Here is a 26,278-nt window from a genome sequence, read left to right on the forward strand (position 1 = left end):
CCCCCAAAAACTGATCCAGATTTAATGTTAGAATTTGATTCAAATGACCTGCACCCATTTGCTGGACAATTTATAATGCGAAAAATCTAATTATTGGATCAGGTTAACCTGATCCAGATTTTCGGAACTCCAGTGGAGTTCGATTTCCTAATGAGCTATGCGGCCGGGTTTCGTTATAATCTTTTCTCCACGATTCTATTTTTTCTCGGGCATCTTGTAAACTCAAAAACCAGTTTTGACTTAAGCACTCTTCTCGAAACTTTCCATTGAAGCTTTCGATAAAAGCATTGTCCGTAGGTTTTCCAGGCCTGGAGAAGTCCAGTTTGACCTGATTCCAATAGGCCCACTGATCCATCGCCCTTGATGTAAACTCCGTTCCATTATCCACCCAGATGCTTTCGGGCTTTCCCCGTTCCCGGATCAACCGGCTTAATACTTCAGCCACCTGCTCTCCTTTGAAGTACTGTCCCGGCTCAATAGCCAGACTCTCACGAGTAAAGTTATCCACTATCGTTAACAGCCTCAATTTGCGGCCATCAAACAGAGTATCGGCCATAAAATCCATCGACCAGGAATGATTGGGAGTCAAAGCCAAAGGGCGAATAACCCGCTTAACTGAACTGACATGGCGCTTAGGTCGTTTCCGCCTTAAGGTCAAACCCTCTTGGGTATACAATCGGTAAACCCGTTTATGATTCACCTGCCAACCTTCCCGCTTAAGCAAAATATGAATGCGGCGATAACCCCAGCCGACACGGACTTGGGATAACTCCTTAATCCGCATCTTCAAAAATGCCTGATCGTCTGCGAGAGAACAATAATATCGAGTGGATCGGGCCAGTTCAATCACTTCGCAGGCCCGACGAATGCTGACATGATACCTGGCTTGGAAAATATCAGCCCATTCCCGCTTGCGATCAGGCTTTAAGGCTTTTTTCCAAGTACATCCTGAAGCATCTTCTTATCCAAACTCAGGTCGGCCACCAGTTGTTTTAACTTCCGGTTCTCTTCCTCCAACTGCTTCAACCGCCTCAATTCGGCAACGCCCAGTCCACCGTACTTCTTCTTCCAACGATAAAACGTCTGCTCTGCTATCCCCAGCTTCCGGGTAATATCTCCAATAGAAATTCCTGACTCCGACTGGCGAAGTGCAAATGCAATCTGTTCTTCTGTAAATCTCGATTTCCTCATGCCAAAATCCTCCTCCTAAAAATAGGGTTTTTTACGAGAATTTTCACATTCTAAAAGGTCCAGATTGCGAGGAGCAGGTCTAAGGTTGAAATAATAACTTAATGGGCAGGTCAGTTTTCCATTGGGACTTATAATGATATTCCTCAAAATCTTTGTCTGGAATATCATTTGTAAAAATCAGCCAGCAATTGGGGCATTTATAAAAAGTTCGGGCGCCCTAGTAAAAAAGGTTGAGGGATATTTGCAAATACGACAGGAGGCTTCTAAGTTAATAGCGGGAAAGCTAAGGGAGATCTTCCAGTATTTTTTTTAAAATCTTCTTTTTTTCGGGTGCAGGGTTAAGGCTGAGCGCGGCATTAAGATGAATTTTTGCTTTTTGTGGGTCGTTTTTGAATTCTAGCAAAAGTTTTGCCAGATTGAACCTGGCCGACAAAAGCCGAGGGTTCTCTCGAACCGATTTTTCAAGCTGGATTAGTGCCTCGTCAAATTTCTTTGCTTGTATCAGCTCAATGCCGGCTTGGTTATGAGCCCGGGACTTATCAATATAAAACTGTGGAGGTGCACCTTTTCCCATACTCCTGTATAAGGCAGCTGCCTTTTCAAACTCCTGGCTTGCCCAGACAAATTTTCCCAGGTTGCCGTATAGGCTTGCCAGGTTGAAGTGAGAGGCTGGATTTTTAGGTTCAATGCGTATCGCTTCTTTAAAGTTTTTTTCAGCTTCAGCAAACATTCCCAGACTTTTATGGGCGATGCCCAGGTTTTGGTGTACATCATAAAGGTTGGGGTTTAGCTCAAGCAATGCTTTCAGAGGTTTTATAGCACTGGCATAATCCTCTTCCATCAGGTAATGAATGCTTAATGTTTTTCCAACACTCAATTTATGTGGAGATTTTCTGAACGTATCAGCCCACAGAGACGAAGGTGAAGCGTAAACCTGATTTCTTTTTACTACCAGAACAGAGAAAGCGATAAACATTAACACGATAGCTCCCCAGACACGTTTCTCAATTTTACTTATCAGGAACAGTATGACTGCAAAGAACAGGCACAATCCAAATGAAGGGATATACATATTGCGTTCACTGAACAAATGTGTACGTTCCATAAATGAGTTTGTGGGAGCAATTGTCAATGGGAACCACAATACACAGAATGTGAGGAGAGAGTTGTTGATGTAAAACTTTTTGAAGGCCAGAAAAATACATAATAAAAGAAGAGCTATGGAAAGAATAAGAGAGGGCCAGGATATCAGTGTCATAAAATCATATTCAAAAGTCAGGTTGACAGGAAACAGGAATAGTTTCAAAGGGTGTTTGAGGAGGTCTAATTGCACGAGCCCAAGAGTGAGGTTGATTTTTTCAAAAAATTTTTCAACATTAAGAGTGTCTGTGAAACGCATGGCATTGGGCGCAAGGTAAAAAGCGCTAATTGCTAGTGCGGGGTAGCAGAGGTAGTACCCAAGCCTGTATCGGAAAGGTATCCAATTATCACCTTTGATAAAACACAGGTCGTAAATTACAATCAATAAAGGCAGGGTGATTGCAGTTTCCTTGCTCAGCAGGGCCATTGCAAAAGTCAAAAGGGAAAGAGGATAGAGAATAATCCCGGGAACTTTGCTGTCTTTCAAGCTTGCAAGAATAAAAAGCAGTAAGGATAAAAAGTAAAAAAGTCCCGCGAGACCTCCCGGTCGCCCCGAAATATATGTCACGGTTTCTGTTTGAATTGGGTGAAGCCCGAATATTAAAGTTGTTATCAACGCTATCTTTTGCGCTGCATCTTTGCCCCAGGATGTTCCTCTGTTAACTGTCAAATATGTGATGAAAAAAATCAGAAAGGTGGAGCAAATATGTATCAGTATATTAAATAGATGGTAGCCAAAAGGATTCTCCTGCCCCCATTTGTAGTTCAGGGCAAAACTCAGCCCATTGATGTGGCGGTTTCGGATATATGAAAGGCTGGTGTAATAACCTGTGTCTTTAATAACAGGTGATAGCTTGATATGCCTTTCGTCATCACTTTGAAACGGGGTGTTCAATCCATTAGCGTAAACGAGGAATATAATTCCTGAAATGGCTACTAAAATACTGATAGTATTCAAACGTAAAAGGGAAAAGTTCACAGATTCTCGAGTACCTTTTAGGAAGGAAAAAACGTTGATATTAGGGTTGTGAGCTTGATTTGAGAACGAAATCGGGTCAAAATCACAGTGTGCGCTTTCCTGGGTCCTGATCTATTTGGAGGTCTCCTGCATACCTGAATCAGTTTATCAGAAAATAATATTTAATAATGAAGAAATAGCCCTATTTCAGGGTAGATCGTTAAAGCTCGTTATTTGAAATGTCGTTAAGGCACTATCAGCTTGTGTGCGTTTTTTTCATAAACCCCGATAAAAATAAGGGAGATTCATGTCACTAAAGCATCCCAGGCATATTCTTATAATTGGAGGAGGGGTTTTTCAAGTACCTGCGATCAAAACTGCCAAGTCGATGGGCTTGAAGGTTGTTGTGACAGATTATAACCCTGAAGCAGAAGGAATGCTTTTGGCTGATTACCCCATTGAGGTCAGCACCCGCAATATCAACCTTACTGTTAATACTGCCAAACAGTTTCATAGGGCTTGCCCACTGGATGGAGTTCTGACGGTTGGAACAGATGCTTCCCAGACGGTAGCCGCTGTAGCGGATGCATTGAATTTGCCGGGGATTCCTTTTGAAGTTGCTGAACGGGCTACCGACAAAATCAAGATGCGCCAGGTGCTCAAGGAAAAAGGTGTATCTGTACCAGACTTCAGGCCAATCTGGACGTTGGAAGATTGCAGGGAAGCTATCAAAGAAATGCCTCTGCCTCTGGTTATAAAACCTTGCGACAATATGGGCGCGCGTGGAGTGCGCAAAGTAGAACGCCTTGATGATCTGATCCCTGCATTTCGTGAAGCCAAAGAAGCCTCCATAAGTGGGAAGCTTATCCTCGAAGAATTTATGGAAGGGCCTGAGTTAAGTCTGGACGCGTTGGTATTTGAGGATAATATCCATATTACAGGAGTGGCTGACAGAATTATTGAACGGGATCCCTATTTTGTTGAAGTTGGGCATACACTTCCTTCTATCCTGCCGGCAGAACAGCAGACACAAGCCGTTGATGTTTTCAAACAGGCTATCTCTGCATTGGGGATTGATATTGGAGCGGCCAAGGGGGATATCAAAATAACACCAGAAGGTCCCAAGATTGTTGAGATCGCGGCCCGTTTGAGCGGAGGATGGATGTCGGCGTATACTTATCCTTTGGCTACAGGGGTCAACCTTTATAAAGCGGCTATTCAAATTGCCCTGGGTGAAAAGCCTTCTGATCTGACTCCTAAAACTTCTCTGTTTTCCGCTGAACGTTCTTTGCTGCCCCCTGCAGGAAAAATCCTTTCCATTCGAGGTGTGGAAGAAGCACGAAAAATTAAGGGAGTTAAGGAGATCATCCTTATGAAAGAGGCCGGTGATATGTCTGAAGAGCCTCGCAGTAATATGGGTAAAGTGGGTTACGTCATCACGGTTGGTAAAACCCGCGAGGAAGCCATAAGCATTAATGAGCTGGCGCGCGAAACCCTGAAAATAGAAATAGGTGCCCCCAACGATCTGACTTGGGACATCATCCGCAATAATGCTCGTAAAAAGTTTTATATTGCCTGCAAAGCCTGCACAGTTTGTGATGGTCTGGAATGCGCTGGAAAAGTGCCTGGAATAGGAGGAATAGGCACTGGCAGCGCTTTCACAGAAAACTTGACAGCATTGGCTCGATATCAAGTGAACCTTAGAACAATTCATGAAGTGAAAGCCCCGGATACTTCGGTGGAACTGTTTGGTCATAAGCTCGCTCTTCCAGTCCTGGCAGCACCCATCACGGGAATGGAAACAAATCTGGCAGGTGGCATGGATGAGCGTGAATACGCAGATGCCATCCTTGATGGATGTCTTGAGTCAGGCACAATAGGGATGGTGGGTGATGGGGCAAGTCCAAAAAAATATTTGATTGGACTTGAAGCTATCAAAAAGCGTGGTGGACTGGGAATACCTGTCTTCAAGCCCAGAGAATACAATCTAGATATCATCATGCGGTTCAAAGCTGCCGAAGATGCCGGTGCTGTTGCGGTAGGGGTCGATATTGACGCTGCTTCGTTTAAAACCATGGCCCAGAAGGGTCAGGCGGTTGGTCCCAAAACAGTTTCTGAGTTAAGGGAGTTGAAATCTCATTTAAAAGTTCCTTTTATATTGAAAGGCATCATGAATGTGGAGTCGGCTTTAGCGGCGATAGAGGCCGGTGCCGATGCCATTGTTGTATCTAACCATGGTGGGCGTGTTATGGATCATATGCCGGGAACTGCGGAAGTCCTCCCTGAAATAGCAAATGCAGTGGGTGGAAGAATTAAGGTTTTAGTCGATGGGGGTATACGTGAAGGTATTGATATTCTCAAAATGCTGGCACTTGGGGCCGATGTTGTCATGATTGGTCGCCCGGTCTGTATTGCTGCATTTGGAGCGGGACAGGAAGGCGTCTCGTATTACTTGAGAGAGAAACTGAATGAATTAAAGAAAGCCATGATTCTAACAGGTTGCGGATCCATTGATCAAATTGATCCTTCAATCATATTCCGCAAAAAGGGAGACCGTTAATTGAAACCTGAGAATCACGTTTTAAAAATGGTCCCGGGTGAGCCTAATAAAGGTTTGCGTTCTTCACTCTTGAAGCTTAAAAACAATTTTAGAGCTTGCGGTATCAAACTATCTACAGAAGATGCTGCGATGTCTATAGATCAGATCGCTTATTGGGCAGAGTTTTGCGATTTATCTACTATTGTAAAGATTGGAGGCCCTAACGCTCGCAACGATATTAAACAACTGTTGCCTTTGAATATTGATGGATTAATCGCTCCCATGGTGGAATCACCTTATGGGTTGGAAAACTTTATTTCAGCAGTTCGAGATTTCACCACTCCCATGCAGTTTGAGAGGATAAAGAAGCAAATCAATATTGAAACTGAGACATCGGTCCGTCAACTGGAATCCATACTTGCTGCACCAGAAGCAAAATATCTTGATGAAATTACAATCGGATGCAGCGACCTTTCCGAATCCATGAAAAAACCGAAGTGGGACGAGAGTTTCATAGCTTTGGTTTCCAGCATCGTTCAAACAATTAAAAAAAAGAATATCCCTGTTTCCGTGGGAGGAGGAATAACTCCCAGTACCATTGACGCATACCTGAAAAAAGTCCAGCCGGATCATTTTAATACCCGGGTTGTCATGTTCAATGTGGTACCGGGTAGCAACTACTCTGAAGCGGTTCAAGCTGCGTTAAGCTTTGAAATCCTTATGCTTGAGCACGATTCGGCCTTGAATTATATTACCCGGGATGAAGAAAAGTTTCGCATTAAGGAGCTCAAAAAAAGATTAAAGTAGGTTGTTTTTAAAGGTCTTTTCTTATCTTGGTTTTCTTCTTAATTTCCTAATGGATATTCTAAAAAGGATATTATTGACAAAAGAGTGAAATGTCATAAAATACCCTCCTCGTTTCACAAATAATCCTTGTAAAAAATCATACTTAGCTGATTCGATTGTAATTGAATCTGCTTATTTTTTAGCTACCTTATTTCCATTTTAATTTTTATATTTTTGGAGGACAGTAAAACAAAATGCAGATAACTGGCATGCTTTGGGGAAGAAAATTGTTGGACCTGGTGGAATTCCCCCACTCAGAAGTCCGGGGTCCTGAACTGAGTGTCGATGAGATCAAAGATATGATCAAACGACATGGACAGGTTTTTATTAAACCTGTATTCAAAGGTGGTGTAGGAAAGAAAGGCAAGTCTGGTCTTTTAGGGCGTGTAGATAATATCAATGATGCCCTAAAAGAAAAAGAACGGCTATATTTTGCAGAACATGTAGATGGCTTCAGTAAGGTCAAATCTGATGGTGTTACCTTTGAGGGTGCCGTTCCTGCGGATTATGAAGTTTATTTTTCTATTTCTGAGAGCACCGAACACCGCTCTCCTGTCATGACAGTTACTCACCATGGTGGTGTAGATATTGAAGAGTTGGACCCCAGTAAGCTTGCAGTGGTGCCCTTTGATCCGCTGACAGGTTTGAAAGCATTTCATGTGTCTAATGCTTTGATGGATTTGGGTGCGCCACCTCAAGTAATTAGTCCCTTGGTTCAGAATCTTCCAAAACTTTGGGATTTATATAACAACTACGGAATGTGGATGCTGGAACTCAATCCCATTCGGATGCAGCCGGGAAAAGGTGGGCGTTTAGCTCCTATTGCTTGCGATTTTAAATGTGCATTTGACCAAGATGATCCGGCTTGGAAAAGATTGCATCTTCCTACGCATCTTTTTGCATCCGACTATTCAGAGTTCGAACAGGAGATCAATCAGCTTCGTACCTATCAGGGTCAAAGTGATGTATTTGTGATGAACGATAAAGGAAGCATTACTGCACCTACATTTGGTGGTGGTGCGAATGCGATGGTTACCGAACTTCTGGGAGAAGATGCAACGATCTCCTCCGACTTTGGTGGTAATCCTCCTTATGAAAAAATGAATGATATTTCCAAAATCAGTTTTAAATATTGGCTTCCACAATCAAATGTCCTTTTTATTATTGGGGGTAAGGCAAACAACACGGATATTTATGAAACATTCCGTGCTATGGGGGATGGACTGCGAGAGTTTTTTCAGACACATGGTCCGATTCCACTTTTTGTGGTTGTAGGTCGAGGCGGGCCCAATGTTATTAGAGGTATGAACTATTTGCGGGATGTATTGGATTCTCTAGGGCTGCCCTACCGTTTCTTTGGGCATGACAGTGCAATGTCAGAGGTCATCAACTACGCACTTAAGGTGAACGAGTGGATGAAAAACGGTGGAAAAGACGAAATAAAAGCCAAATTAAAAATTTAACCTAACGAAACTGTTGGAGGTTTGAATGCATAAGCAAGGTGTAGGGGATTTCCCCTTTTACTGTGGAATAAACTCCCTTTCTGAATTGGCAACTAAAGATGACAGATGCGTGGTCTTAAATATTTTGGGTAAAGAGAGTTCTGGGGTTACCCCGATAAGCCATGATTATTCAGGAGGAAATATTGTTTTTGGGACAGGACCTGGTAAGTCTGGTAAGTTTTTACCAACGAAAACCGGAAAAATTCCGGTTTATAACTCAATTAAGGAGGGGTTGGAGGCAGGCCATAAATTCAATACCGTTGTTATATATCTTCCTCCTTCAGGAGTAAAAGATGGGCTTGCGGAAGCCGTTCGAGATAACCCAGATCTAAAAAAAGCGATAATACTTACTGAAAAAGTTTCAATAAAAGATTCTCGAATAATGCGTGCAATTTGTCAGGCTAACGGAATTACTCTTTTTGGTGGCAACTGCCTAGGACTTGCTGATGCTTGGAATCACGTTCGATTAGGTGGGGCATTGGGTGGAAATGCTCCTGAAGAATCTCTCATTAAAGGTTCGGTTGCTATTTTTTCCAACTCTGGCAACTTCACAACGACAATGGCTGTTTACTTATCTACAGCAGGATGGGGGACAACCACTTCTGTTTCTAGTGGTAAGGATGTATACATTCAATATAGTGCTAAAGAATTCCTTTATGCATTCGATAATGATGACCGCTCAAAAGTAGCAGTTCTTTACAGCGAGCCTGGCGGGTATTATGAAAATGGGCTTAAGTCCAATAAGCCCATCATCGCTTGTGTGGTGGGTCGTTGGAAAGCTCGATTGACCAAGGCCTGCGGTCATGCAGGATCTTTGTCTGGGTCTGGAGACGATGCCTTGGCAAAAGAACAATGGTTTATGGACTATTTTGGAGTCGACGGAATTTATACACCGGAAAAACCCATCTTTTCGAAAAAGGGCGCGTTGGTTACCAACATCGCACATATTCCAGAAGCGCTAACGAAAGTTATGGAAATTAACAATACTCAACCTGATTTTGAACCAAAAGGCAGTCTTGATTTAAAACCCTGGTTTGGAAACAATCAAGGACTTTCTCTTCCCCCTGAATTGGATGTGCCTATTGTTGAAGCAGCAAGTCCATATAACGAACAGATCGAAGCGTTGGATAAAATGGTGGGAGCACAGCATCGTCGTGAAACCTTAAAAGATGCCAGTGGTGCCTCAATGATGGATCCAAAAACCCAAGTATCAAAAATTCATAACACCTCGATTCTCGATGCTTCAATGAAAACCTTTGAATCCAACTTGGTTTTTGCTCTTACGCGACAATACACTTGTGATTATGGTGAAAAGATTGCAAACATCGTTTTAAATATGTATACCAACCAGCACAACCAACCCACGCTGGTAGCCGCTGAAGCGGCTCGTGAAAACGGAAACTCTCCGAATACGGTGGTCTCCTCTGCTGTAGCTATTGTTGGTAAGAAAATGGTACAAAAGGCAATGGATGCCTCTTGCGCATTGTTGGATTTATTTCAGTTTACCAAACTCGCCGGTCCAAAAGAAAAATTTGATTACTCGGCTCAATTAAAGGAAGCAGAAAAGTATAAAGACGCTTTACTTTCCGATGGTGAAGATCATTGTGCTGCTAAATTGGCTGAATATTTAAATAAGGCTGGTGATTCTGTGTTCATCAAATTTGTACAAGACTTTGCAGTAGCAAATGGTGGAAAGCTTTCTACCGATGCTTTATTTGGTGCGGTATGGGTTACCCTTGGCTGGGAATCATTGAGAGGCAAAAAGATTTCAAAAGACACGCTCGTCCGTCTTCCTTGGTATTCACGTATCTACAGTACAATTGTTGGGGTTTCTGCGCCAGCTTCTAGACATACAGAAGATAGCATTGCCGAAGTTAAGCTTGAGGAATTGATTCCTAATTATAGCTTTACTAAAACAGCATTCGTTACTTTGTTGGGTAGACAACCCTCTGAGTCCGAGTTGTATGAGTTCCAGGTTTTACTGGGACTTATAATCACAAACGGACCGGGTACCATCTCAGCCCAAGGTTCGAAGGGCGCAGTCAGCGCCGATGGACCCGAACAACCCCAGAGAGTGCAGGTGAATAAAGGTTTTATTGGTTTCCTCACGCATACCGGTTTTGCTCATGGTGGAAACGGCTTTGAAGCGGCAGCATTTTTGATGGAAAACTTTAAAGACACTGGTTTGAAAGATCCTGCAGACGCGAATCATGGTCTAAACCTTGATGCTATGGCTCTAAAAGTTGCCAACGATTATGCAAACTACAAGAAAAAACAGAAAGCAGTCGGAAATCTTGATTATGCCAAGCTACCTTGTGTGAACCATCCTGTATTTAAAGGTAAAGATGTTAACTACGATCCGCGTGAAGTATTCGTCAATGATCTTTTTAAAGAAAAGGGTATTAATAACGTTTTTCTTGATTTTTACCATAGTCTTGTTCAAGGCTTGTTCAAAGCGAAAGTCAGTAAGAATGTTTATTGTGTAAATATTGATGCGGTTATTGCCGTTATCCTTCTGAAAATTGTCTGGTCAGATTTCAACGCAGGCAAGATGAAAGAAGAGGATATCGAATCTGCCAGCTTTGCAACCTTCTTATTCGGCAGAATGATTGGTTGTGCAGCTGAGATTGATGATCATACCTCGCGTGGCAAAAACATGGATACACGAACACCAGCGAGCAAATGCTCGTATGTAGGTTAGTCGCTAAATAAGTTAGGAGGGTATATTGGCGACCAATAGATAGGTTTAGATAATACTTAGGACCTTTGCTCTTAAAGAGTAAAGGTCCTTTGTTTTTTATGGCGAAGCCTTCTGCTGGCAATGAAAAAGTGTAATAACATAAAGGGTCAATAAAGTAAGTCTGCTTAATGAGAAAAGGCCAATTCCCAATGGGCTTAGTTTGGCAAGTGTAATGCGGGTCAACTTTTTAAAAACTTTGAATCACTTTGTAATTACTAAATACTATTGATATTCGAGAACGGAGGCAATCCGTGCAGGCTCAGGAAGGGGTATTGAAAGCTCCTTATCATTATTCATTGATTCAAAAATATATTTTTGACGATTTACCTCTAATCGCCATGAACGTGGCTCGCATTGGCGCTCAAACTCCAGGAATGGCTTACGAGACCGCCGGTGGCGAACTACATTGGGTAACGATTGGATTCGGCCCTATGATTTGGTTGCTCATTACGCCGGATCTCCCAGCACCAGGAGGGTTTCGTGCATTTGATGAAGTCGATATTGGAGATAAAGAGATCTCAGAATCTGAAGGTGATATGTTGCTGTATTTTTCTTCCGGCCAGCCTAAGCTAAACCGGAAACTTGCTCGGAGTGTAGGTGAACTGTTTGGGAACAATGGTAGATTAATTGAAGAAGTGGAAGTAGAAGGGGGCGAACATTCAGATTTTTCAGGAGTGAAAAAACAGTTGCTTATTGATGATCCAAACTTTCTTGATCAGGCACAAAGCAGTTTTTTGAGCACGCACCGTTTCTTAACCAAAGAAGATTCTGACTGTGATTTGCTGCAACACCGCTATAATTATAAAGCAGAATGTGGTGGATCGGGTGACTATGTTTTGACCTTTAATAATAAACCATTCAGGTTGGAAGAACATAGTGAGTCCTTAACACAACCTCCAATTTCGCGGGGCCTATTTTTCATACCCTCTCTCGATTTATTGACCAGCCTGAGAATGGGTGGTATCCGTATGGGTTCCCTTGCCATCAACGCCAAATGGAAAGGGCATTAACTCTAATATATTACTGGCTAGTTGGCCTAGTTTAAATTGCTTTAGAGGTTTTGGTGGTCTCCACTATTTATGGTTTCGAGGCGTTTTACTAAAACTTCAATCAGTTTGTCTTTCAATTTCGATGAAATATTTGGTTTGAGTTTGTCCATATTTTGAGTGTCTATTTTCAGCGCAATAGCGTTTCCATCAGCTACGACAGTGGTGGTTCGAACTCGTTTTAAAATACAGGAGATCTCTCCAAATACAGCACCTGCTTTAAGTGTGGTAAGAACCATATCGTTAGAGTTGCTTTTAATAACAGTCACTAAGCCTTTTAGAAGTATGAAAAAAGAATAATCTAATTCTCCTTCCCTGATAATTACATCGGTAGAGTTGAATCCCCAGATTTGATTGTCCAAAGTGCTGATGGAGTGCTTTTCTTCCTGAGTGAAGTTTTCAAAGAAGGGAAGTTTGTCAATAAGTTCAAATGCTTGTTTCTGTTCCACTTAATGGGATCCTAGTTAGTTTTTAATATGTCATTTTATTTAATTACAAAGTTAATAAAAGCCCCATTCAATGAACAAATTCCTGTTCATCGTAAAGATATAGTTTTCTGCCGGGTATTGTTTTCTCATTACCCTTTTATATGCCTCTTCCAGCGTAATTTTGGATGACGGGCGGCCTGGGCTTCATCGGGACGTGACACTTTAGGCAGGCAAGGCGAAGCGTGCAAGCTGTCCGGATCTTCTTTACCCTTATCTGCAATAGATTTCATCGCATCAATAAAATTGTCCAACGTTTCCTTCGATTCCGTTTCAGTAGGCTCGATCATCAACGCGCCTTTGACAATCAGTGGAAAATATACGGTAGGTGGATGGAAACCTTTATCAATGAGGGCTTTGGCGAAATCCATTGTGGTGATACCTTGCCCTTTATCGTTGAAGACGCATTCATGTAAAGTCGGCCCTGTAAATGGCAGGTGGAATGTGTCTTTCAATCGGGCGCGAATATAATTTGCGTTCAGGACTGCAGATTGAGCCACTTCCCGAATGCCTTCCGCTCCCAGTGTTCGAATGTAGGCGTAGGCACGTAACAGCATACCAAAGTTGCCGTTGAAAGATTTCAGCCTGCCGACACTTTCTGGACGGTCCGCGTTTAGCCTGTATTTTGATCCTGTTTTTTCTACTACTGGTGCGGGCAGATAAGGTTCAAGTATGTTTTTAATACAAACAGGGCCTGCACCCGGACCACCACCGCCATGCGGGGTTGAAAAAGTTTTGTGCAGGTTGATATGCAGCACATCGATTCCCATATCACCCATTTTGGCAATTCCCATAACAGCGTTTAAGTTGGCTCCATCACAATAAACAAGCCCGCCTTTTTTGTGGACGATTTCTGTGATTTTTAAAATGTCTTTTTCAAACATTCCCAACGTGTTGGGATTGGTCAGCATGATTGCTGCTGTTTCTTCATCCATTGCCGCTTCAAGTTTGGTGACATCAATCATCCCTTCAGCATTGGATGGTAATTGAACGGATTTGTATCCGCATAACGTGGCACTGGCCGGGTTTGTACCGTGGGCGGAATCGGGAAGTAATACTTTTTTTCTGGGGTTACCTTGTGCAGAGTGGTAGGCCTGGATCATCAGCATGCCCGCAAACTCTCCCTGGGCTCCAGCAGCAGGTTGCAGGCTGGCGTGATCCATTCCGCTGATTATTTTCAGGCATTCCTGCAACTCATACATCAACTGAAGGCTGCCTTGCGAGTCTGAACAAGGTGTCATCGGGTGGTGCTGAGCGAAGCCGGGCAATCGCGCCAAGGTCTCATTAATTTTGGGGTTGTATTTCATGGTACACGATCCCAATGGGTAGAAATTTGTGTCGATGCTAAAGTTCCACTGGGATAGCCGGGTGTAATGGCGTACCACATCAAGTTCGGTAAGTTCCGGGAGTTCTTCTATCTCCTCGCGGATTTCTGTTGGTGGCAGTAAGGTTTCAATCTCTACTTCTGGTACATCACAAGAAGGTAGGGAATAAGCCTTTCGACCTGGGGAACCCATTTCAAATACAAGCGGTTCTTCAAAGATCAAACCAGATGTTCCCGGGCTATTCGATTTTTTTGGCACTTGATTCATAATATTCCTTTGAACTTAATAAGAGGTCGTATTTAGCATTTTCAACAGGGTGTTGAGGACTTTATCAGGAGACAGGGAGTCATTGTCTCTTTCTTCCAATACCACGCTTTTGGGATTTAGAGGACCCCAGCGTTTTATTTCTCCATGTTTAAAGATGACACATACCGGTTTATCAACTGCCGAGGCAAGATGCATGATTCCGGTATGGTTACAAAGTAGAACATCGCATTCCTGGATCAAAATCGCAAGTTCTTTTGCGGTGAGCAAGGGAAGAAGTTTGGGTTTTTTCCTCATACTTGCAATAGCGGTTTGAAGTTCGGTTTCTTCTCCGGGGCCATTTATCATCCAGACCTGGGCGGAATCCAGAAGTTTTTCAATGACCTCTTTGAACTTTTCCCATTTCCATCCCCATTTTGCGATACGGGTGCCAGACTTGACCAGCACAACCGGTTGGGTTGATGGGCCGAGGAATTGTTGAACGATGTCCGCGATCTTTTTTGACTCTGCAGGATTGAAATAAAGCCGAGGCTGGCTTTTTATATTCTGGATTCCGAGTGCTCTCAGGAGTTCAAGATTATTTTCGGTTTCGTGTCGTGGTGGACTTTCCAGGGGAACACGTATGTTATGCACCCATGCGTTTTCCTTGTGGTTATAGCCGACTCTGATTTTTGCGTCTGAAGAAAGGCTGAAAAATGTAGCGGTAGCACTGAAGCTTTTATTGAGAGTCAGAGAGAGATCAAAATGTTCATCGCGAAGTTGGCGTAAGACAATTAAAGGTTGACCGGGATCATAAGCAATTACCCTGTCTATATTCGGATTATCGGCTAGCAGCCCAGCCTGTGCTGTATCCACAAGGGCACTTATATGTAAATGAGGAAAATGACTCTTTAGTGTTTCGTAAACGGGGGTGGAAAGCAATACATCACCCAGCCTGTCTGAACGTATGACCAGGACAGACTTTATTTTGTCAAAGTCCAGGGGAAGGGGGGGTGGATTTGGAGCTTTCCCCGCACAGATGCCAATAAGGTTCCATAGCAATTGTTTGCCTTTTTTTTCCAGGGTGTGCAGAGCTTGGTTGGCCATGGATTGAGAAGAAAAGTTTATAGGGATTGATTGATGTGTTGCGTGGCCGACAGATTTGCTTTAAAGCGGGAGAGCCTCATCAATCAGCATGATGGGAATGTCGTCTTTAATAGGGTATTTCAAAGCACAGGCTTTGCAGGCAAGCGCGTCTTCTTCAGTGGTAAGTTCAATGTCTCCCTTGCATTTTGGGCAGACCAGAATGTCCAGCAATTCCTTATCGATTCCCATAATTGTTCTCCCTGCAAAATACGTTTATCAGTGTGATTGTTTAATAATTTGCTGGTGATTCCTCACAGCCTGGAACACTTCATCTATGCTCACCTGATTCATACATTCTTTAGTTCCCAGCGGGCAGATTTTTTTCCAGCAAAAACTGCACGATAGTACTTTATAAACCGTCGCGTGATTGACCCCATAAGCACCATTGCGCACCGGATCAGTGGGGCCAAATATCGCTACGGTTGGAGTGCCCACTGCGGCGGCCAGGTGAAGCGGACCTGAGTCACAGCTTACCAGCAGTGCCATCCTTTTGTACAGGGCAATAGATTCCAAAATTGAAGTCGGGGGTGCTATCCAGCTTTTCTCTGACATGAGTGCGGAAATTTGCTGGACTTTAAATTCTTCACCGGGTCCCCAAGTTAGCATAATGGTGAACCCCAGCTCTTTAGATATCTGGTCGGCCAACTCGGCAAAACGTTCCAGCTTCCACTGTTTGCTTTCAAACCCTGCTCCGGGGTTGATTGCTATGATTGGCTGTGATGTCAGTTCCGGGTGTTGTTCAAAATAGTCCGCAATTTTTTTATCTGCTTCATCCGGAATCCTTAGAGGAAATTTTTTTTCTTCTGTGATTTTGCCCAGTGCGGTTTCTAAAACCGTGAGGTACCTGTCTACAATATGAAGCCCGCCTGTTATTCTTTGTGCTTTGAGGTTGGTGAACAGGGTGCTGAATTTTTCTTTGCAGTTGTTCCGGTGAAAGCCGACACGTGTTGGGGCGCCACTCATTTTCGCTATGACTCCACTTTTTAGGAGACCATGAAGATCCAGAACAAGATCGAAGTTGTGTTGACGAAGGGTTTTGATGGTGCCCATGATTTCGCTGAGTGATTGGCTGTTCCAGTTTTTGCGCCAAACTTTGGTACGCAACGGTATGATCTCATCAATGTCCGGATTATCATGCAGGATATCCTGAAACCTTTCCTCGACCATCCAGGTGATGTGAGCATCAGGCAGAGTTTTCCTCAACGTGGCCGCTACGGGTAGCGCGTGGACGATGTCTCCCAGCGCGCTGAACTTAAGAATCAGTATTTTCTTCATCTTGTCCAGCTAGGTTCGAACGAGTTTTAAATAGATAAAGCGGTATCCCAGAGTGCCCATCAAGCCTCCAAACAAAGCGCCCGCAATCACATCTGAGGGGTAATGCACTTTTAAGTAAATTCTTGAATAACAAACCAGCAGGGCACAGGCAAATGCCAGTAGCGTTGTGTTCCTGAAACAAAGGCTCATTAGAGTGGCTGCGGCAAAAGTATTGCCTGCATGATTTGAAGGAAAAGAAAAACTGTTCGAACAGTTCACGGTATTGATCAGATCCGGTAAAACATGACAGGGCCTGAGCCGGGCTATCGATTCTTTAAGTATATAGTGACTGGTGGCATCGGTCAGTCCAATGGTCGCTCCTAATGTTAGCAGAAAGGCAAAACCGTATCGTTTGTAAACTATGAGGATAGCGATTATGCAGGCAATGCCGATATGTAAAAAGTTCTGCTTGATGGTGATAAACAGCATGAACTGCTGCATTATTCGGGATTGAAAATGCTGATTGATCCAGTAGAATAGTGAAACGTCAAGATCGTATAAAATGGTGGATCCTTTTTGCGGGGGTTGTGGTTACTGTGCTAATTTTATGGAGTTTAATGGATTGAGTCAATCGATTTGTCGTGCTCCCTCATTGTGGAAATTAAAAAAATCTTCATGGAGGAAAATCATACTAAGGTTTATGGGTTACCACCTGAGCGGAGTTGTTGATGTTAAAAAACCATGATAATGCCTTGATCCTGTTTGCCCGTGACCCGGTTCTGGGTAAGGTGAAGACGAGACTATCCCCATTTCTTGATGAAGACGTTATTCTCAGGCTTTATACCTGCTTTCTTAATGACAGCCTTAAAAAAATCCGGCAAATAAAAAACGCAGATTGCTTTGTTGGAATCGCCCCCTCTAATGATTCGGGATTTTTTACCGGAACTCCTGATTCTGATATCCGCCTTTTTGTTCAGGAGGGAGAAGGGTTGGGTGATAAAATGCGCAAGGCCATGCAAGACAGGTTTGCCGAGGGATATGAGAGGGTTGTGATTATCGGTTCAGACAGCCCTTCTTTACCGGTTTCCTACCTGTCGAGAGCTTTGGGTTCTGATAAAGATATGGTCATCGGGCCAAGTACAGATGGAGGCTATTATTTAATAGGTATGAAAGGTAGGGTTGTCGAAGTTTTTGATGGGGTGACATGGGGAACCGAAAAGGTGCTTCGTGAAACGTGTGAACGACTTGGGAAAAATGGAGTGGAATTGGAACTTTTACCTGTTTGGTATGATGTCGACAGTCCGGAAGACTTGAAGTTTTTCAAAACACACTTAGAGCTTATCGAGATGGCCGGACTTGAGAACGCGGGTGAAACTGGAAGATTGCTGGATAAGATCCTGCCGTCTTACTAATAAATTATTTGGTGCTTGTCTCAGAATTAATTTAAATGGACTGAAAAATATGAAGCTTAGTAAATATACAGACCCTGATTATCAGGCTGTTATTGATGCGTTGGAAAATCGTTCTGGTATGGACTTGTTCACTCATGATGAGACCGTACGAAAGATATTAAAGGACATCCAGGAGCGTGGTGATGCGGCATTGTTGGAATACACGAGCCGTTTTGATAGGTGCGACCTTTCTGTTGAGCAGTTAAAAGTCACTCCAGAAGAGATACGGCAGGCTTACAACGGTGTTGCGGAAGAAGAGTTGAAGGCACTGAAAGAAGCGGCAGAACGTATTCGCAGGTTTCATGAACGGCAGAAACAGGAATCATGGAATTATGAGGAAGAAGGGATCATGCTGGGCCAAGTGGTGAGGCCTCTGGCAACAGCAGGAATCTACGTTCCGGGAGGTAAGGCATCGTACCCTTCTTCAGTGCTAATGAATGCGATTCCGGCGAAAGTGGCCGGTGTCGACCGCGTTATCATGTGTTCACCTTTTCCCGACGGGCAGACTCGTCCGCATGTTCTGGTAGCGGCGGATATAGCAGGGGTGACAGAAATTTATAAGGTGGGCGGTGCACAGGCTGTTGCCGCCATGGCTTTTGGAACGGCAAGCATTCCACGTGTTGATAAAATTGTCGGGCCGGGCAACATATTTGTGGCATTGGCCAAGCGACTTGTGTTTGGGATGGTAGATATTGACATGATAGCGGGTCCCAGTGAAGTTCTGGTGGTGGCGGACCATAGTGCTAACCCGGCCTATGTGGCGGCAGATCTGTTATCCCAGGCTGAGCATGATGAAGAGGCGGTGCCAATTCTGGTTACACCTGAAGAAGGGCTGGCGAGGGAGGTGATGGCCGAACTGGAGAGGCAGAAAAAAACTCTGGACCGCCAATCCATAATAGACGTGTCTTTGAGCAGAGAATGCCGGATTCTGGTGACAGAATCCCTTGAAGAAGCGGTTGATGTGGCTAATCGGTTGGCTCCTGAGCATTTGGAACTGGCCCTGGAAGAGCCTGAGCGTTGGGCTGAAAAGATTCAGAATGCGGGAGCGGTATTTTTAGGGCATTACACCCCCGAGGCTGTTGGGGACTATCTGGCAGGTCCAAACCATGTATTGCCCACAAGTGGAACAGCGAGGTTTTCATCGCCATTAGGTGTGTATGATTTTGTCAAACGGACGAGTATGATTTCCTATTCCCGCTCAGCTTTAGAAAAATGTGGCAAAAATGTGACATTATTGGCTGAAATGGAAGATTTGGGAGCACATGCAAATTCGGTCAAAATAAGGCTGGAACCCGACAAAAAATAAATCTTCTAAAACACCATATTTTCATAGTTTCGAGACTCGATTTTGACTTGACACTTAATAAAGGCTATGTTCTAATCACCAACAATTTAGGCACTTGTGTGCCAAATTGATAGCTGTTAATTTGGGTTTTGAAACCCATATAAAACAATAATTTATGGGGAATTAAGCGGCTATTCTTTTTCCGGTTAAGGCTTCGATTGGCGTTTGAGGGCGATGCTTTTGCTGGAGCTTATGAGATTTAAGAATTTTTTAATTTTGCAAGATTTAGAAAGTTAGATTGAACTATATAAACAGGTACCTTTTAAATTTACGTTTTACTAGCAACGGATCCTGATCAGATCCAAAAGGAGGTTAGTCATGTTGGGGAAAAACAAACGTAGCATAGTGGCATTTTCACTGGGGCTGGTACTGGCAATGGCCATGTATCTGGTTCCGGGCATGACCAGCGATGCGATAGCCAAGGAAGTGTTCGCGGAGCAGGTTTTTGCTGAAGAAGCATTCGCAAAAGAGGTTCAGGCTGAAGAGGCGGCTGAAGGCGAAGGCGAACCTGAAATTGAGTGGGGCCAGGACGTTTTCTATAAGGACTGGGAGGGTAATCCTCTTAAGGGTCCTGTGAGTGGTCATCCTGCTCCAGAGTTGGGCGAGACGGATTATAATACATATTCTTTCGCCCCCAGCCGGATGCTTTTATGGGTTGCCAATCAGCAGCACCTTTACTTTGGTAGCTTCGTACTAGCTGTTCCGATTTTCTGTATGATTATCGAATTCATCGGTATTCGTACCAAGGAAGAGGATCCGGTTATGTCTGCCAAGTATGATCGTCTTGCGCATGACCTGATGAAAGTAAGTTTGACAGCTTATTCCTGGACGGCGATCCTCGGTGGTGTCCTGCTTTTTACGTTTATTACGTTGTTTCCGGGCTTCTTTAAATACATGGCTGGTATTTTCCGTCCAGTAATGCATGTGTACGCGTTGATGTTCCTGGCTGAGTCAGGCGTTCTCTACGTCTATTACTATGGCTGGGACAAAATGAAAGAAGATCCTTTCCTTAAATGGATCCATTGTAGTCTTTCAGTTCTTCTGAATCTCATCGGTACGGTTCTGATGTATCTGGCTAATTCCTGGGCGACCTTCATGCAGGCTCCTGGTGGAATTGACTCTGAAGGCCGTTTCCTGGGAAATATCTGGCACGTTATTCATTCCACCCTCTGGAATCCGGTCGGTGTACATCGAATTCTCGGTAACATTGTATTCGGTGGTGGAATCGTTGGTGCGTACGCCGCTTATCATTATCTCACCGCAAAAACGGAAGAAGAGCGGGCCCACTATGACTGGGTTTGTTATGTTGCGATGTTTATCGCTATCTTCGGTTTGATTCCCCTGCCATTCGCAGGCTACTGGTTGATGAAAGAAGTTTATGCGTTCCGACAACAGATGGGTATCACCCTGATGGGCGGAATCATGGCTTGGTTGTTCATCATTCAGGCGGTAATGATTGGTTTGTTGTTCTTCGGTGCAAACTCATATCTGCATAATGGTATGTCGCGGGTTAAAGGGTCGCACCGTTATATGAAATATTGTAAGTACATGGTTCTTCTGTTGATCTGTTGTTTTACGATGTGGATGACACCGCACACCATTGTTATGACTCCTGCGGAGTTGAAGGCGATGGGTGGTGCGCAGCATCCTGTTGTTGGTCACTTTGGTGTTATGTCGGCCAAGAATACAGCGGTTAACCTGATGATCACTACTACGGTTCTCTGTTTCTTGCTGTATCAGAGGGCGAATAAAAAGATAACTGTGCCATGGGCTACAGTGGGTAACTGCTGGATAACGGCTATATTTATTGGTGCGGCTGCAAATATTATCTTCTTGGGTGTATATGGATATTTTCTCCCTGCTAACCAGCGGGTTGGTCTTTCTGTGCCCCAGGTAACCAGTACGTTGACAACTCTATTTGCGGGTACTGCAATCAATATCTCCATGTTTAAAGACTCTGAGTCTTATGGTGATATTGAATGGGGTTCACAATCAAAAGTGGGAACATACGCCATTTTCCTTCTGGCAATTTCTTTCACCTGGTTGATGGGTCTCATGGGTTATATCCGTTCGGCGGTTCGCCTCTTCTGGCATGTGACCGAAGTTGTTCGTGATAACTCTGTTGATGCTTATACGCTTACGATTGGCGAAGCGGGTAAGATGCTTACCTTTAACACCCTTTTCGTGTGGGTTCAATTTGTGGTAGTGTTTTGGGTGGGTAGTTTGACTGGTAAGAAAGTCGTTACTAAGGCTCCTGAGGGAGTTCCGGTGCCGGCTCAACAACAACAATAACTGCTAACTGTGTTAGTGGGGTTCTCTGTGGAGAGCCTCACTTTCACATTATGAGGGATCAGGAGAGAGAGGAAAAAAATGTTACCAGAGCAACATGATATTTTATTTTCGTTTATAGCGATCCTGTTTGCCGTGTTTGCAGTTTTTGTTTTCGGCAACGTGATTACGCATTGTAGGGAAAGAGAAGGTTTGAATACAAATATGTGGGGTGGAATATTTGGAATCTTTGCGGTCACTTGTTTTATGATGACCGTCCATATGTTCGACCTGGTTCAGGCGGATCAGTTGAAGTTTTTCTTTTCAACGTATCTTTGGGTAGTTGTATTAATGTTGTTGATTTGGGGAGTATTTTTCAAGAGCAACAAGCTTGAAAGTCAATCACCTCCAATCATCAGAGGTTTCTTCTTTTGGTGTACGGTTTCTCTCCTTTTGGCCGGTTATACTAACTGGTTGCCGCAGCAGCGCAGTGATCCTCCTCCTAAAGAAGCGGCGGTTGTTGGTGATTTGACCATGGAAGAATTTGCGGAAATGGGTCGGGTTATCATTTTTGGTGCTAAACAAGTCGCGGGACAGAAGTCAATTGGTAAGGGGCAATGTCCTCTTTGTCACACTTTTGATCCTGGTGATAATATAGGTCGTTGTCCAAACCTCTTTGGAGTTGAAAAGAGAAGTCATGACCGAGTAAAAGAAGAAAGGTATAAGACAAGTCCTGTAGCCATAGGAGAAGTAGAGCCAGCATCGGGAATTGTAAAAGGAAAATACAGTGAAATTCCGGAGGAATACAAGCGTCAACATGGTCCGGATGAATTGGTAGGTGAAGATTACCTTCGTGAGTCATTAATGTGTCCAACCTGTTATGTGGTTGAGGGATATGGTAAGGACAACGATACAAAAAGTCCGATGCCGGTAATTACTAAGCCGCCGATCAGTTTGAGTCGAACTGAGGTGAATGCAGTAGTTGCCTATCTTCAATCAAAAGACACGCCAGGTGAATTCGCCGCTGTGACAGTACCATTACCTCAGGATGATGCTGGTAATACTGGTGGTGGTGAGGTTGCTGAGGATTCTGGTGGGGGTGATGAAGAAGCCCCAACATTCGTAACGGGTAAAGAAGATATTCAGACTATGATCAATACTCTGGGTTGTCCTCTTTGTCACACAATACCAGGTGTTGAGGGTGCCGTTGGTCAGTTAGGGCCTATGCTTCATGAGAAGACAAATGCTCCGAAGCGTATCAAGGATCCTAACTACAAGGGTAAAGCAACTAACACCAAAGAGTATGTTCGTGAATCAATATTGAACCCTGGTGCTTATGTTGTTTTTAATGAAGAAGCAGGTGAGTCATATCCAGATGGATTAATGCCTACAACGTTTTCTGAGATGCTTTCAGTTCAGGCTCTAGATAAACTTGTAGATTTTATAAGTCAGACCGAAGCTCCGGCTGGCAGTTAATATAAGGAGACAGCAATGAACAAAGGATTAATCAGTTTTCTAGTATTTGTTGTCGGCCTGGGGGTGTTTCACAACATCATATTCCCTATTTTTACTCCTAAGGAGCCGGGCTGGATATTAAATAGGTACGTGTATTTCTTGCTTTTCGCAGCCTATTTAATAATTACTAATTTGGTGCTCAGACTTAAGCCGCCAATATCAATGACGGCATTATTTGTCTGGTCAATGGGATTTTATTTTTATAAATTTGTACTGTATCCACCAATCCCGTGGACCCTTTTCATCACTTATATGGTGATGTGGTCAATCGGTACCTTCCTGTTTATCAGTCAGGATCCTGTGACATTTAGGGAGTTCAGGAAACCGATCGTAAAAACTATCGTTGGTGAATATAAATTCGCTCGTATAATTGTAATGGGTGCATTGCCTTTTCTGGTTGGATGGGGAACATATAACGCAATCTATCCGTCATACCAGGAACCAGTAGAATTGAGGACGGTACATCCTGCGCCACCAGCAACAACAAAGGTGCATGGTAAAACCTATCCGCTAGAATCTACCAATAATCCATTTCGTATAGACGAGCAGGACAACTATAAAGATAGTTTCCCTTTTCTTGATGCGGATAAACAAGAGTACATGAAGTATGTTACAGAGGGTGGCACAATATTTTTTCAAAACTGCCACTATTGTCATGGTGACCAGTTGAATGGACTGGGCATGTTCTCTCATGTGTTCAATCCTACACCGGCAAACTTTATTGATCCGGGTACGATTGCTATGTTGCAGGAAGCATTTTTGTTTTGGAGGGTTTCTAAAGGTGGGCCGGGTCTACCAAATGAATCGACCCCATGGTCCTCAGCAATGCCTCCTTGGGAAGAGCACTTGAAGACGGAAGAAATCTGGAAGGTAATCCTTTTTGAATATTGGTACACAGGATGGCATCCAAGAACTTTCGGTACAGAATCATCTACTTCTGAATAGTTGAGAGGTGATTAAATTATGAACATACGGTTACTTAAACCTAAACATATGGAAAAGAACATGACAAACATCAACAGTATCAAAAGCTTGATCTTTTCGATTCTTGCTCTAGCTTTGATTGCGATACCTGCTACGGCTTTTGGCCGAGCACCAGATCCAGTCAAAAAAGATATGCTAGAAGCAGGTAAAAAGGTCTATTTTAAGAGATGTGTATGGTGTCACGGAGTTGAGGGCGGTGGAGATGGTCCATCAGCAGATCGACTTTTTACCCGTCCCAGAAACTTTATTCAGGGAACATTTAAGATAAGAAGTACAGATTCAGGTGAATTACCCCTGGATATTAATTTAATAAACACAGTTAAGAATGGTCTTCAAGGCTCTGCAATGCCAGCCTGGGGTGAATTTTTATCTGAACAAGAAATACTCTCTGTTGTGCAGTTTGTTAAATCCTTGGTCCAAGATCGTGAGTGGGACGATGAGGATGAAGAAGTAAATAATGTCATTACTGAGATTGCAGCTGACAATGGAAAAGGACCTTTAGGTGATGCCCCGTGGGGCAAAACTCAAGGCCCATATCATCTTGGAGTTCCTCAAGAGCATATCGATGCAGGTAAAGAACTCTTCATGAAAAATAAATGTTGGGAATGTCATGGTGGCGAGGGACGTGGCGATGGTAACCCAACAATGAAAGATGATTGGGGATTTCCTATAGTTGCAGCAAACTGGCAGCAGTGCTGGAATTTTCGTGGGGCAAGAAGAGACCCATTTGATCCTTTTATTATTGCGCGAACAATATCAACAGGATTGAACGGTACTCCAATGCCAAACTTTCGTGAACAGCTTACTGGTACTGAAAGATGGCAGGTTGCAGCGTTTGTAAATTCGCTTTGTCCAAGGAAAAAAATTGATCCTTTGACAAATAAGCCTGTGCCAGACTTTTTAATTCAGTCTGTTTATACAGAGGGTCCAGTAGTACCTAAAATTGATGATCCGAGTTGGGCTTCTGCAGATGATGACTACAGGATTATTGAACCTACAGAGGAACAAAAAGATAATCCAAGAAGACATCATATTGCTATGGCTGGTCAGATCACCAGAGGTAAGCGAAACTTTGACCCCAAAACTGATAATCTCTGGGTAACTTCACGTTGGAGTGCTGAAGAGAATGCGGTTTATTACTTGGTCGAATATGACTTGCGTTTCATGTCTACAGACCCAGAATATCCTGATGCGGTAGCGATTCAATGGCCCGCAAAACTTCAGGATCTTTTTGGAGCTGAAAAACCATATTTTATTAATGGTGATTCAAAAAAACCAGTAGATATATGGAAAGCAAGTTTTCTAGCTCAGGATTATAATGCTACAAATGCACCAAAGCCGGAAGGTTATAAGTTGGATGTTAATGTTGAAGAGACAACAGGTTGGGGTTTTGATGCTATTAAAGCAAAAGAATCTGAAGGCCAGGTACAGGTTGTTGACTCAATATTTCATCAAGGGCGCGTAAAAGTGATGTTTAAACGTGCACTTGCAACTGATGGTGAATTTGATGTGCAGATTCCAACAGAGAAGTTTATACCGGTTAGTTTCTTGCAATGGGCTGGTAGAGATAAAGAAAAAGATGAGCATATGGCTATCTCTACCTGGTATTACACCATTTTAAAACCGGCATTGCCTGCGTCTCTGTATTACATGCCTCCCATCATGGCAGTCATCTTTGTCTGCTTCCAGGGTTGGTTGATATGGATGACCAAGCGAGCACGTAAAATGTATGACGAAGGGAAGATCAGACGTGACGAGCTTCCGCAGTAGTCATTAGCAGTTTTATAAGAAAGCCCGCCGATTATTCGGCGGGCTTTTTTTATGTCATTTTTAACAGAAAATTCAGCATACCCTTCCATTTCCTCCTTAGAAGGAGGAACTTAAATTAAGATCTCTTCTACGAAGATCGGCTGGGGAGATTAAGGATATTCTGGTGTACGGTAAACGAAACTTGCGGACAGAACCAGTGGCTTTTGTCTCATTGCACAAAAGCCAACTTTATTGAATATAATTTATTGAAATAATTTGGGAAGGCGTTAATCTTCTTCAGTGACTTGTTCCAGATCCATATTTCCTTCGATAATTTCTCTAAGTGCAAGTTCAAAGTATGACTTGGGTGAAGAGTAATCTTCTGGATTAGCATCAATGGTAGGTTGAGCACCTGTTTCCAGTTGATGGATTCTCTGGGTTACCAGGATACATAACAGGTACCGGCTTTTTACTACATTTTGCGCCTGGCGAACCAACTCCAGAGTGTCTTTCATTTCTAATGCAATCATAGTTTTCCTATACGTTAAAGG

Annotated in this window: 20 protein-coding genes; 11 read left to right on the forward strand and 9 right to left on the reverse strand. The window is 43.4% G+C overall.

Features of this window, described 5'->3' with window-relative positions:
* Positions 1–103: 103 nt before the first annotated feature.
* Both F3741_04560 and F3741_04565 read right to left on the reverse strand, forming a co-directional pair.
* Positions 104–1,191, reverse strand: a protein-coding gene (locus F3741_04560) for an IS3 family transposase (GenBank protein ID MZG30073.1) whose coding sequence is annotated in 2 segments (ribosomal slippage) — positions 104–930 and positions 930–1,191 — 1,089 coding nt in all. Because the reading frame shifts where the segments join, the coding sequence is not laid out codon by codon here.
* A gap of 283 nt (positions 1,192–1,474) precedes the next feature.
* On the reverse strand, positions 1,475–3,310 hold the full coding sequence (locus F3741_04565) for a tetratricopeptide repeat protein (GenBank protein ID MZG30074.1): 1,836 nt from the start codon (positions 3,308–3,310) through the stop codon (positions 1,475–1,477).
* Positions 3,311–3,596: 286 nt separating this feature from the next.
* Between F3741_04565 and F3741_04570 the strand changes: the two genes are divergently transcribed.
* From F3741_04570 to F3741_04590, 5 genes are all read left to right on the forward strand, one after another.
* Complete coding sequence (locus F3741_04570) at positions 3,597–5,849, forward strand: ATP-grasp domain-containing protein (GenBank protein ID MZG30075.1); 2,253 nt, start codon at positions 3,597–3,599, stop codon at positions 5,847–5,849.
* Entirely contained in the window at positions 5,850–6,635 is a 786-nt protein-coding gene (locus tag F3741_04575) for a hypothetical protein (protein MZG30076.1), read from the forward strand.
* A 233-nt stretch (positions 6,636–6,868) separates the two neighbouring features.
* Positions 6,869–8,137 carry a carboxylate--amine ligase gene (locus F3741_04580; protein ID MZG30077.1) on the forward strand — a complete coding sequence of 423 codons (1,269 nt, stop codon included), beginning with the start codon at positions 6,869–6,871 and terminating at the stop codon, positions 8,135–8,137.
* A 25-nt stretch (positions 8,138–8,162) separates the two neighbouring features.
* Complete coding sequence (locus F3741_04585) at positions 8,163–10,877, forward strand: CoA-binding protein (GenBank protein MZG30078.1); 2,715 nt, start codon at positions 8,163–8,165, stop codon at positions 10,875–10,877.
* Positions 10,878–11,167: 290 nt separating this feature from the next.
* Positions 11,168–11,926, forward strand: coding sequence for a hypothetical protein (locus tag F3741_04590; protein MZG30079.1), 759 nt, complete (start codon positions 11,168–11,170; stop codon positions 11,924–11,926).
* A gap of 41 nt (positions 11,927–11,967) precedes the next feature.
* Here F3741_04590 and F3741_04595 read toward each other — a convergent pair whose 3' ends face one another.
* From F3741_04595 to F3741_04620, 6 genes are all read right to left on the reverse strand, one after another.
* On the reverse strand, positions 11,968–12,411 hold the full coding sequence (locus F3741_04595) for a cyclic nucleotide-binding domain-containing protein (protein MZG30080.1): 444 nt from the start codon (positions 12,409–12,411) through the stop codon (positions 11,968–11,970).
* 128 nt (positions 12,412–12,539) lie between these two features.
* Complete coding sequence (locus F3741_04600) at positions 12,540–14,039, reverse strand: glycine dehydrogenase subunit 2 (protein MZG30081.1); 1,500 nt, start codon at positions 14,037–14,039, stop codon at positions 12,540–12,542.
* A 15-nt stretch (positions 14,040–14,054) separates the two neighbouring features.
* On the reverse strand, positions 14,055–15,122 hold the full coding sequence (locus tag F3741_04605) for a glycosyltransferase family 9 protein (protein MZG30082.1): 1,068 nt from the start codon (positions 15,120–15,122) through the stop codon (positions 14,055–14,057).
* 60 nt (positions 15,123–15,182) lie between these two features.
* The gene (locus F3741_04610; protein MZG30083.1) at positions 15,183–15,350 is read right to left on the reverse strand and encodes a Trm112 family protein; all 168 of its coding nucleotides are present in this window, start codon (positions 15,348–15,350) and stop codon (positions 15,183–15,185) included.
* A gap of 27 nt (positions 15,351–15,377) precedes the next feature.
* Positions 15,378–16,436 (reverse strand): lipopolysaccharide heptosyltransferase I, encoded by a 1,059-nt coding sequence (gene waaC, locus F3741_04615; protein ID MZG30084.1) that lies wholly within the window; start codon positions 16,434–16,436, stop codon positions 15,378–15,380.
* Between the two features lie 9 nt (positions 16,437–16,445).
* The gene (locus tag F3741_04620; GenBank protein ID MZG30085.1) at positions 16,446–16,916 is read right to left on the reverse strand and encodes a phosphatase PAP2 family protein; all 471 of its coding nucleotides are present in this window, start codon (positions 16,914–16,916) and stop codon (positions 16,446–16,448) included.
* Positions 16,917–17,143: 227 nt separating this feature from the next.
* On the opposite strand from F3741_04620, the gene F3741_04625 reads away from it, so the two are divergent.
* The 6 genes from F3741_04625 (at position 17,144) to F3741_04650 (ending at position 25,748) form a co-directional block, all read left to right on the forward strand.
* Positions 17,144–17,827, forward strand: a complete 684-nt coding sequence (locus F3741_04625) for a glycosyltransferase (protein ID MZG30086.1) — start codon at positions 17,144–17,146, stop codon at positions 17,825–17,827.
* A gap of 49 nt (positions 17,828–17,876) precedes the next feature.
* Positions 17,877–19,172: a histidinol dehydrogenase gene (hisD, locus tag F3741_04630; GenBank protein ID MZG30087.1), complete on the forward strand. Its 1,296-nt coding sequence runs from the start codon at positions 17,877–17,879 to the stop codon at positions 19,170–19,172.
* A gap of 357 nt (positions 19,173–19,529) precedes the next feature.
* Positions 19,530–21,503, forward strand: a complete 1,974-nt coding sequence (locus F3741_04635) for a cytochrome ubiquinol oxidase subunit I (GenBank protein MZG30088.1) — start codon at positions 19,530–19,532, stop codon at positions 21,501–21,503.
* Between the two features lie 78 nt (positions 21,504–21,581).
* Complete coding sequence (locus tag F3741_04640) at positions 21,582–22,955, forward strand: DMT family transporter (protein MZG30089.1); 1,374 nt, start codon at positions 21,582–21,584, stop codon at positions 22,953–22,955.
* A 15-nt stretch (positions 22,956–22,970) separates the two neighbouring features.
* Positions 22,971–23,939, forward strand: coding sequence for a cytochrome c (locus F3741_04645; GenBank protein ID MZG30090.1), 969 nt, complete (start codon positions 22,971–22,973; stop codon positions 23,937–23,939).
* 48 nt (positions 23,940–23,987) lie between these two features.
* Positions 23,988–25,748, forward strand: a complete 1,761-nt coding sequence (locus F3741_04650) for a c-type cytochrome (protein MZG30091.1) — start codon at positions 23,988–23,990, stop codon at positions 25,746–25,748.
* Positions 25,749–26,014: 266 nt separating this feature from the next.
* Here F3741_04650 and F3741_04655 read toward each other — a convergent pair whose 3' ends face one another.
* On the reverse strand, positions 26,015–26,254 hold the full coding sequence (locus tag F3741_04655; GenBank protein MZG30092.1) for a DNA-directed RNA polymerase subunit omega: 240 nt from the start codon (positions 26,252–26,254) through the stop codon (positions 26,015–26,017).
* Positions 26,255–26,278: the final 24 nt, after the last annotated feature.

This window comes from Nitrospinota bacterium (assembly GCA_009873635.1).
Lineage (GTDB): Bacteria > Nitrospinota > Nitrospinia > Nitrospinales > VA-1 > LS-NOB.

Coding starts and splice junctions, on each gene's coding strand:
- F3741_04650 (MZG30091.1), top strand. CDS start 23,988: ATGGAAAAGAACATGACAAACATCAACAGTATCAAAAGCTTGATCTTT.
- F3741_04625 (MZG30086.1), top strand. CDS start 17,144: ATGTTAAAAAACCATGATAATGCCTTGATCCTGTTTGCCCGTGACCCG.
- waaC (MZG30084.1), bottom strand. CDS start 16,436: ATGAAGAAAATACTGATTCTTAAGTTCAGCGCGCTGGGAGACATCGTC.
- F3741_04640 (MZG30089.1), top strand. CDS start 21,582: ATGTTACCAGAGCAACATGATATTTTATTTTCGTTTATAGCGATCCTG.
- F3741_04620 (MZG30085.1), bottom strand. CDS start 16,916: ATGCAGCAGTTCATGCTGTTTATCACCATCAAGCAGAACTTTTTACAT.
- F3741_04570 (MZG30075.1), top strand. CDS start 3,597: ATGTCACTAAAGCATCCCAGGCATATTCTTATAATTGGAGGAGGGGTT.
- F3741_04645 (MZG30090.1), top strand. CDS start 22,971: ATGAACAAAGGATTAATCAGTTTTCTAGTATTTGTTGTCGGCCTGGGG.
- F3741_04600 (MZG30081.1), bottom strand. CDS start 14,039: ATGAATCAAGTGCCAAAAAAATCGAATAGCCCGGGAACATCTGGTTTG.
- F3741_04610 (MZG30083.1), bottom strand. CDS start 15,350: ATGGGAATCGATAAGGAATTGCTGGACATTCTGGTCTGCCCAAAATGC.
- F3741_04580 (MZG30077.1), top strand. CDS start 6,869: ATGCAGATAACTGGCATGCTTTGGGGAAGAAAATTGTTGGACCTGGTG.
- F3741_04585 (MZG30078.1), top strand. CDS start 8,163: ATGCATAAGCAAGGTGTAGGGGATTTCCCCTTTTACTGTGGAATAAAC.
- hisD (MZG30087.1), top strand. CDS start 17,877: ATGAAGCTTAGTAAATATACAGACCCTGATTATCAGGCTGTTATTGAT.
- F3741_04635 (MZG30088.1), top strand. CDS start 19,530: ATGTTGGGGAAAAACAAACGTAGCATAGTGGCATTTTCACTGGGGCTG.
- F3741_04605 (MZG30082.1), bottom strand. CDS start 15,122: ATGGCCAACCAAGCTCTGCACACCCTGGAAAAAAAAGGCAAACAATTG.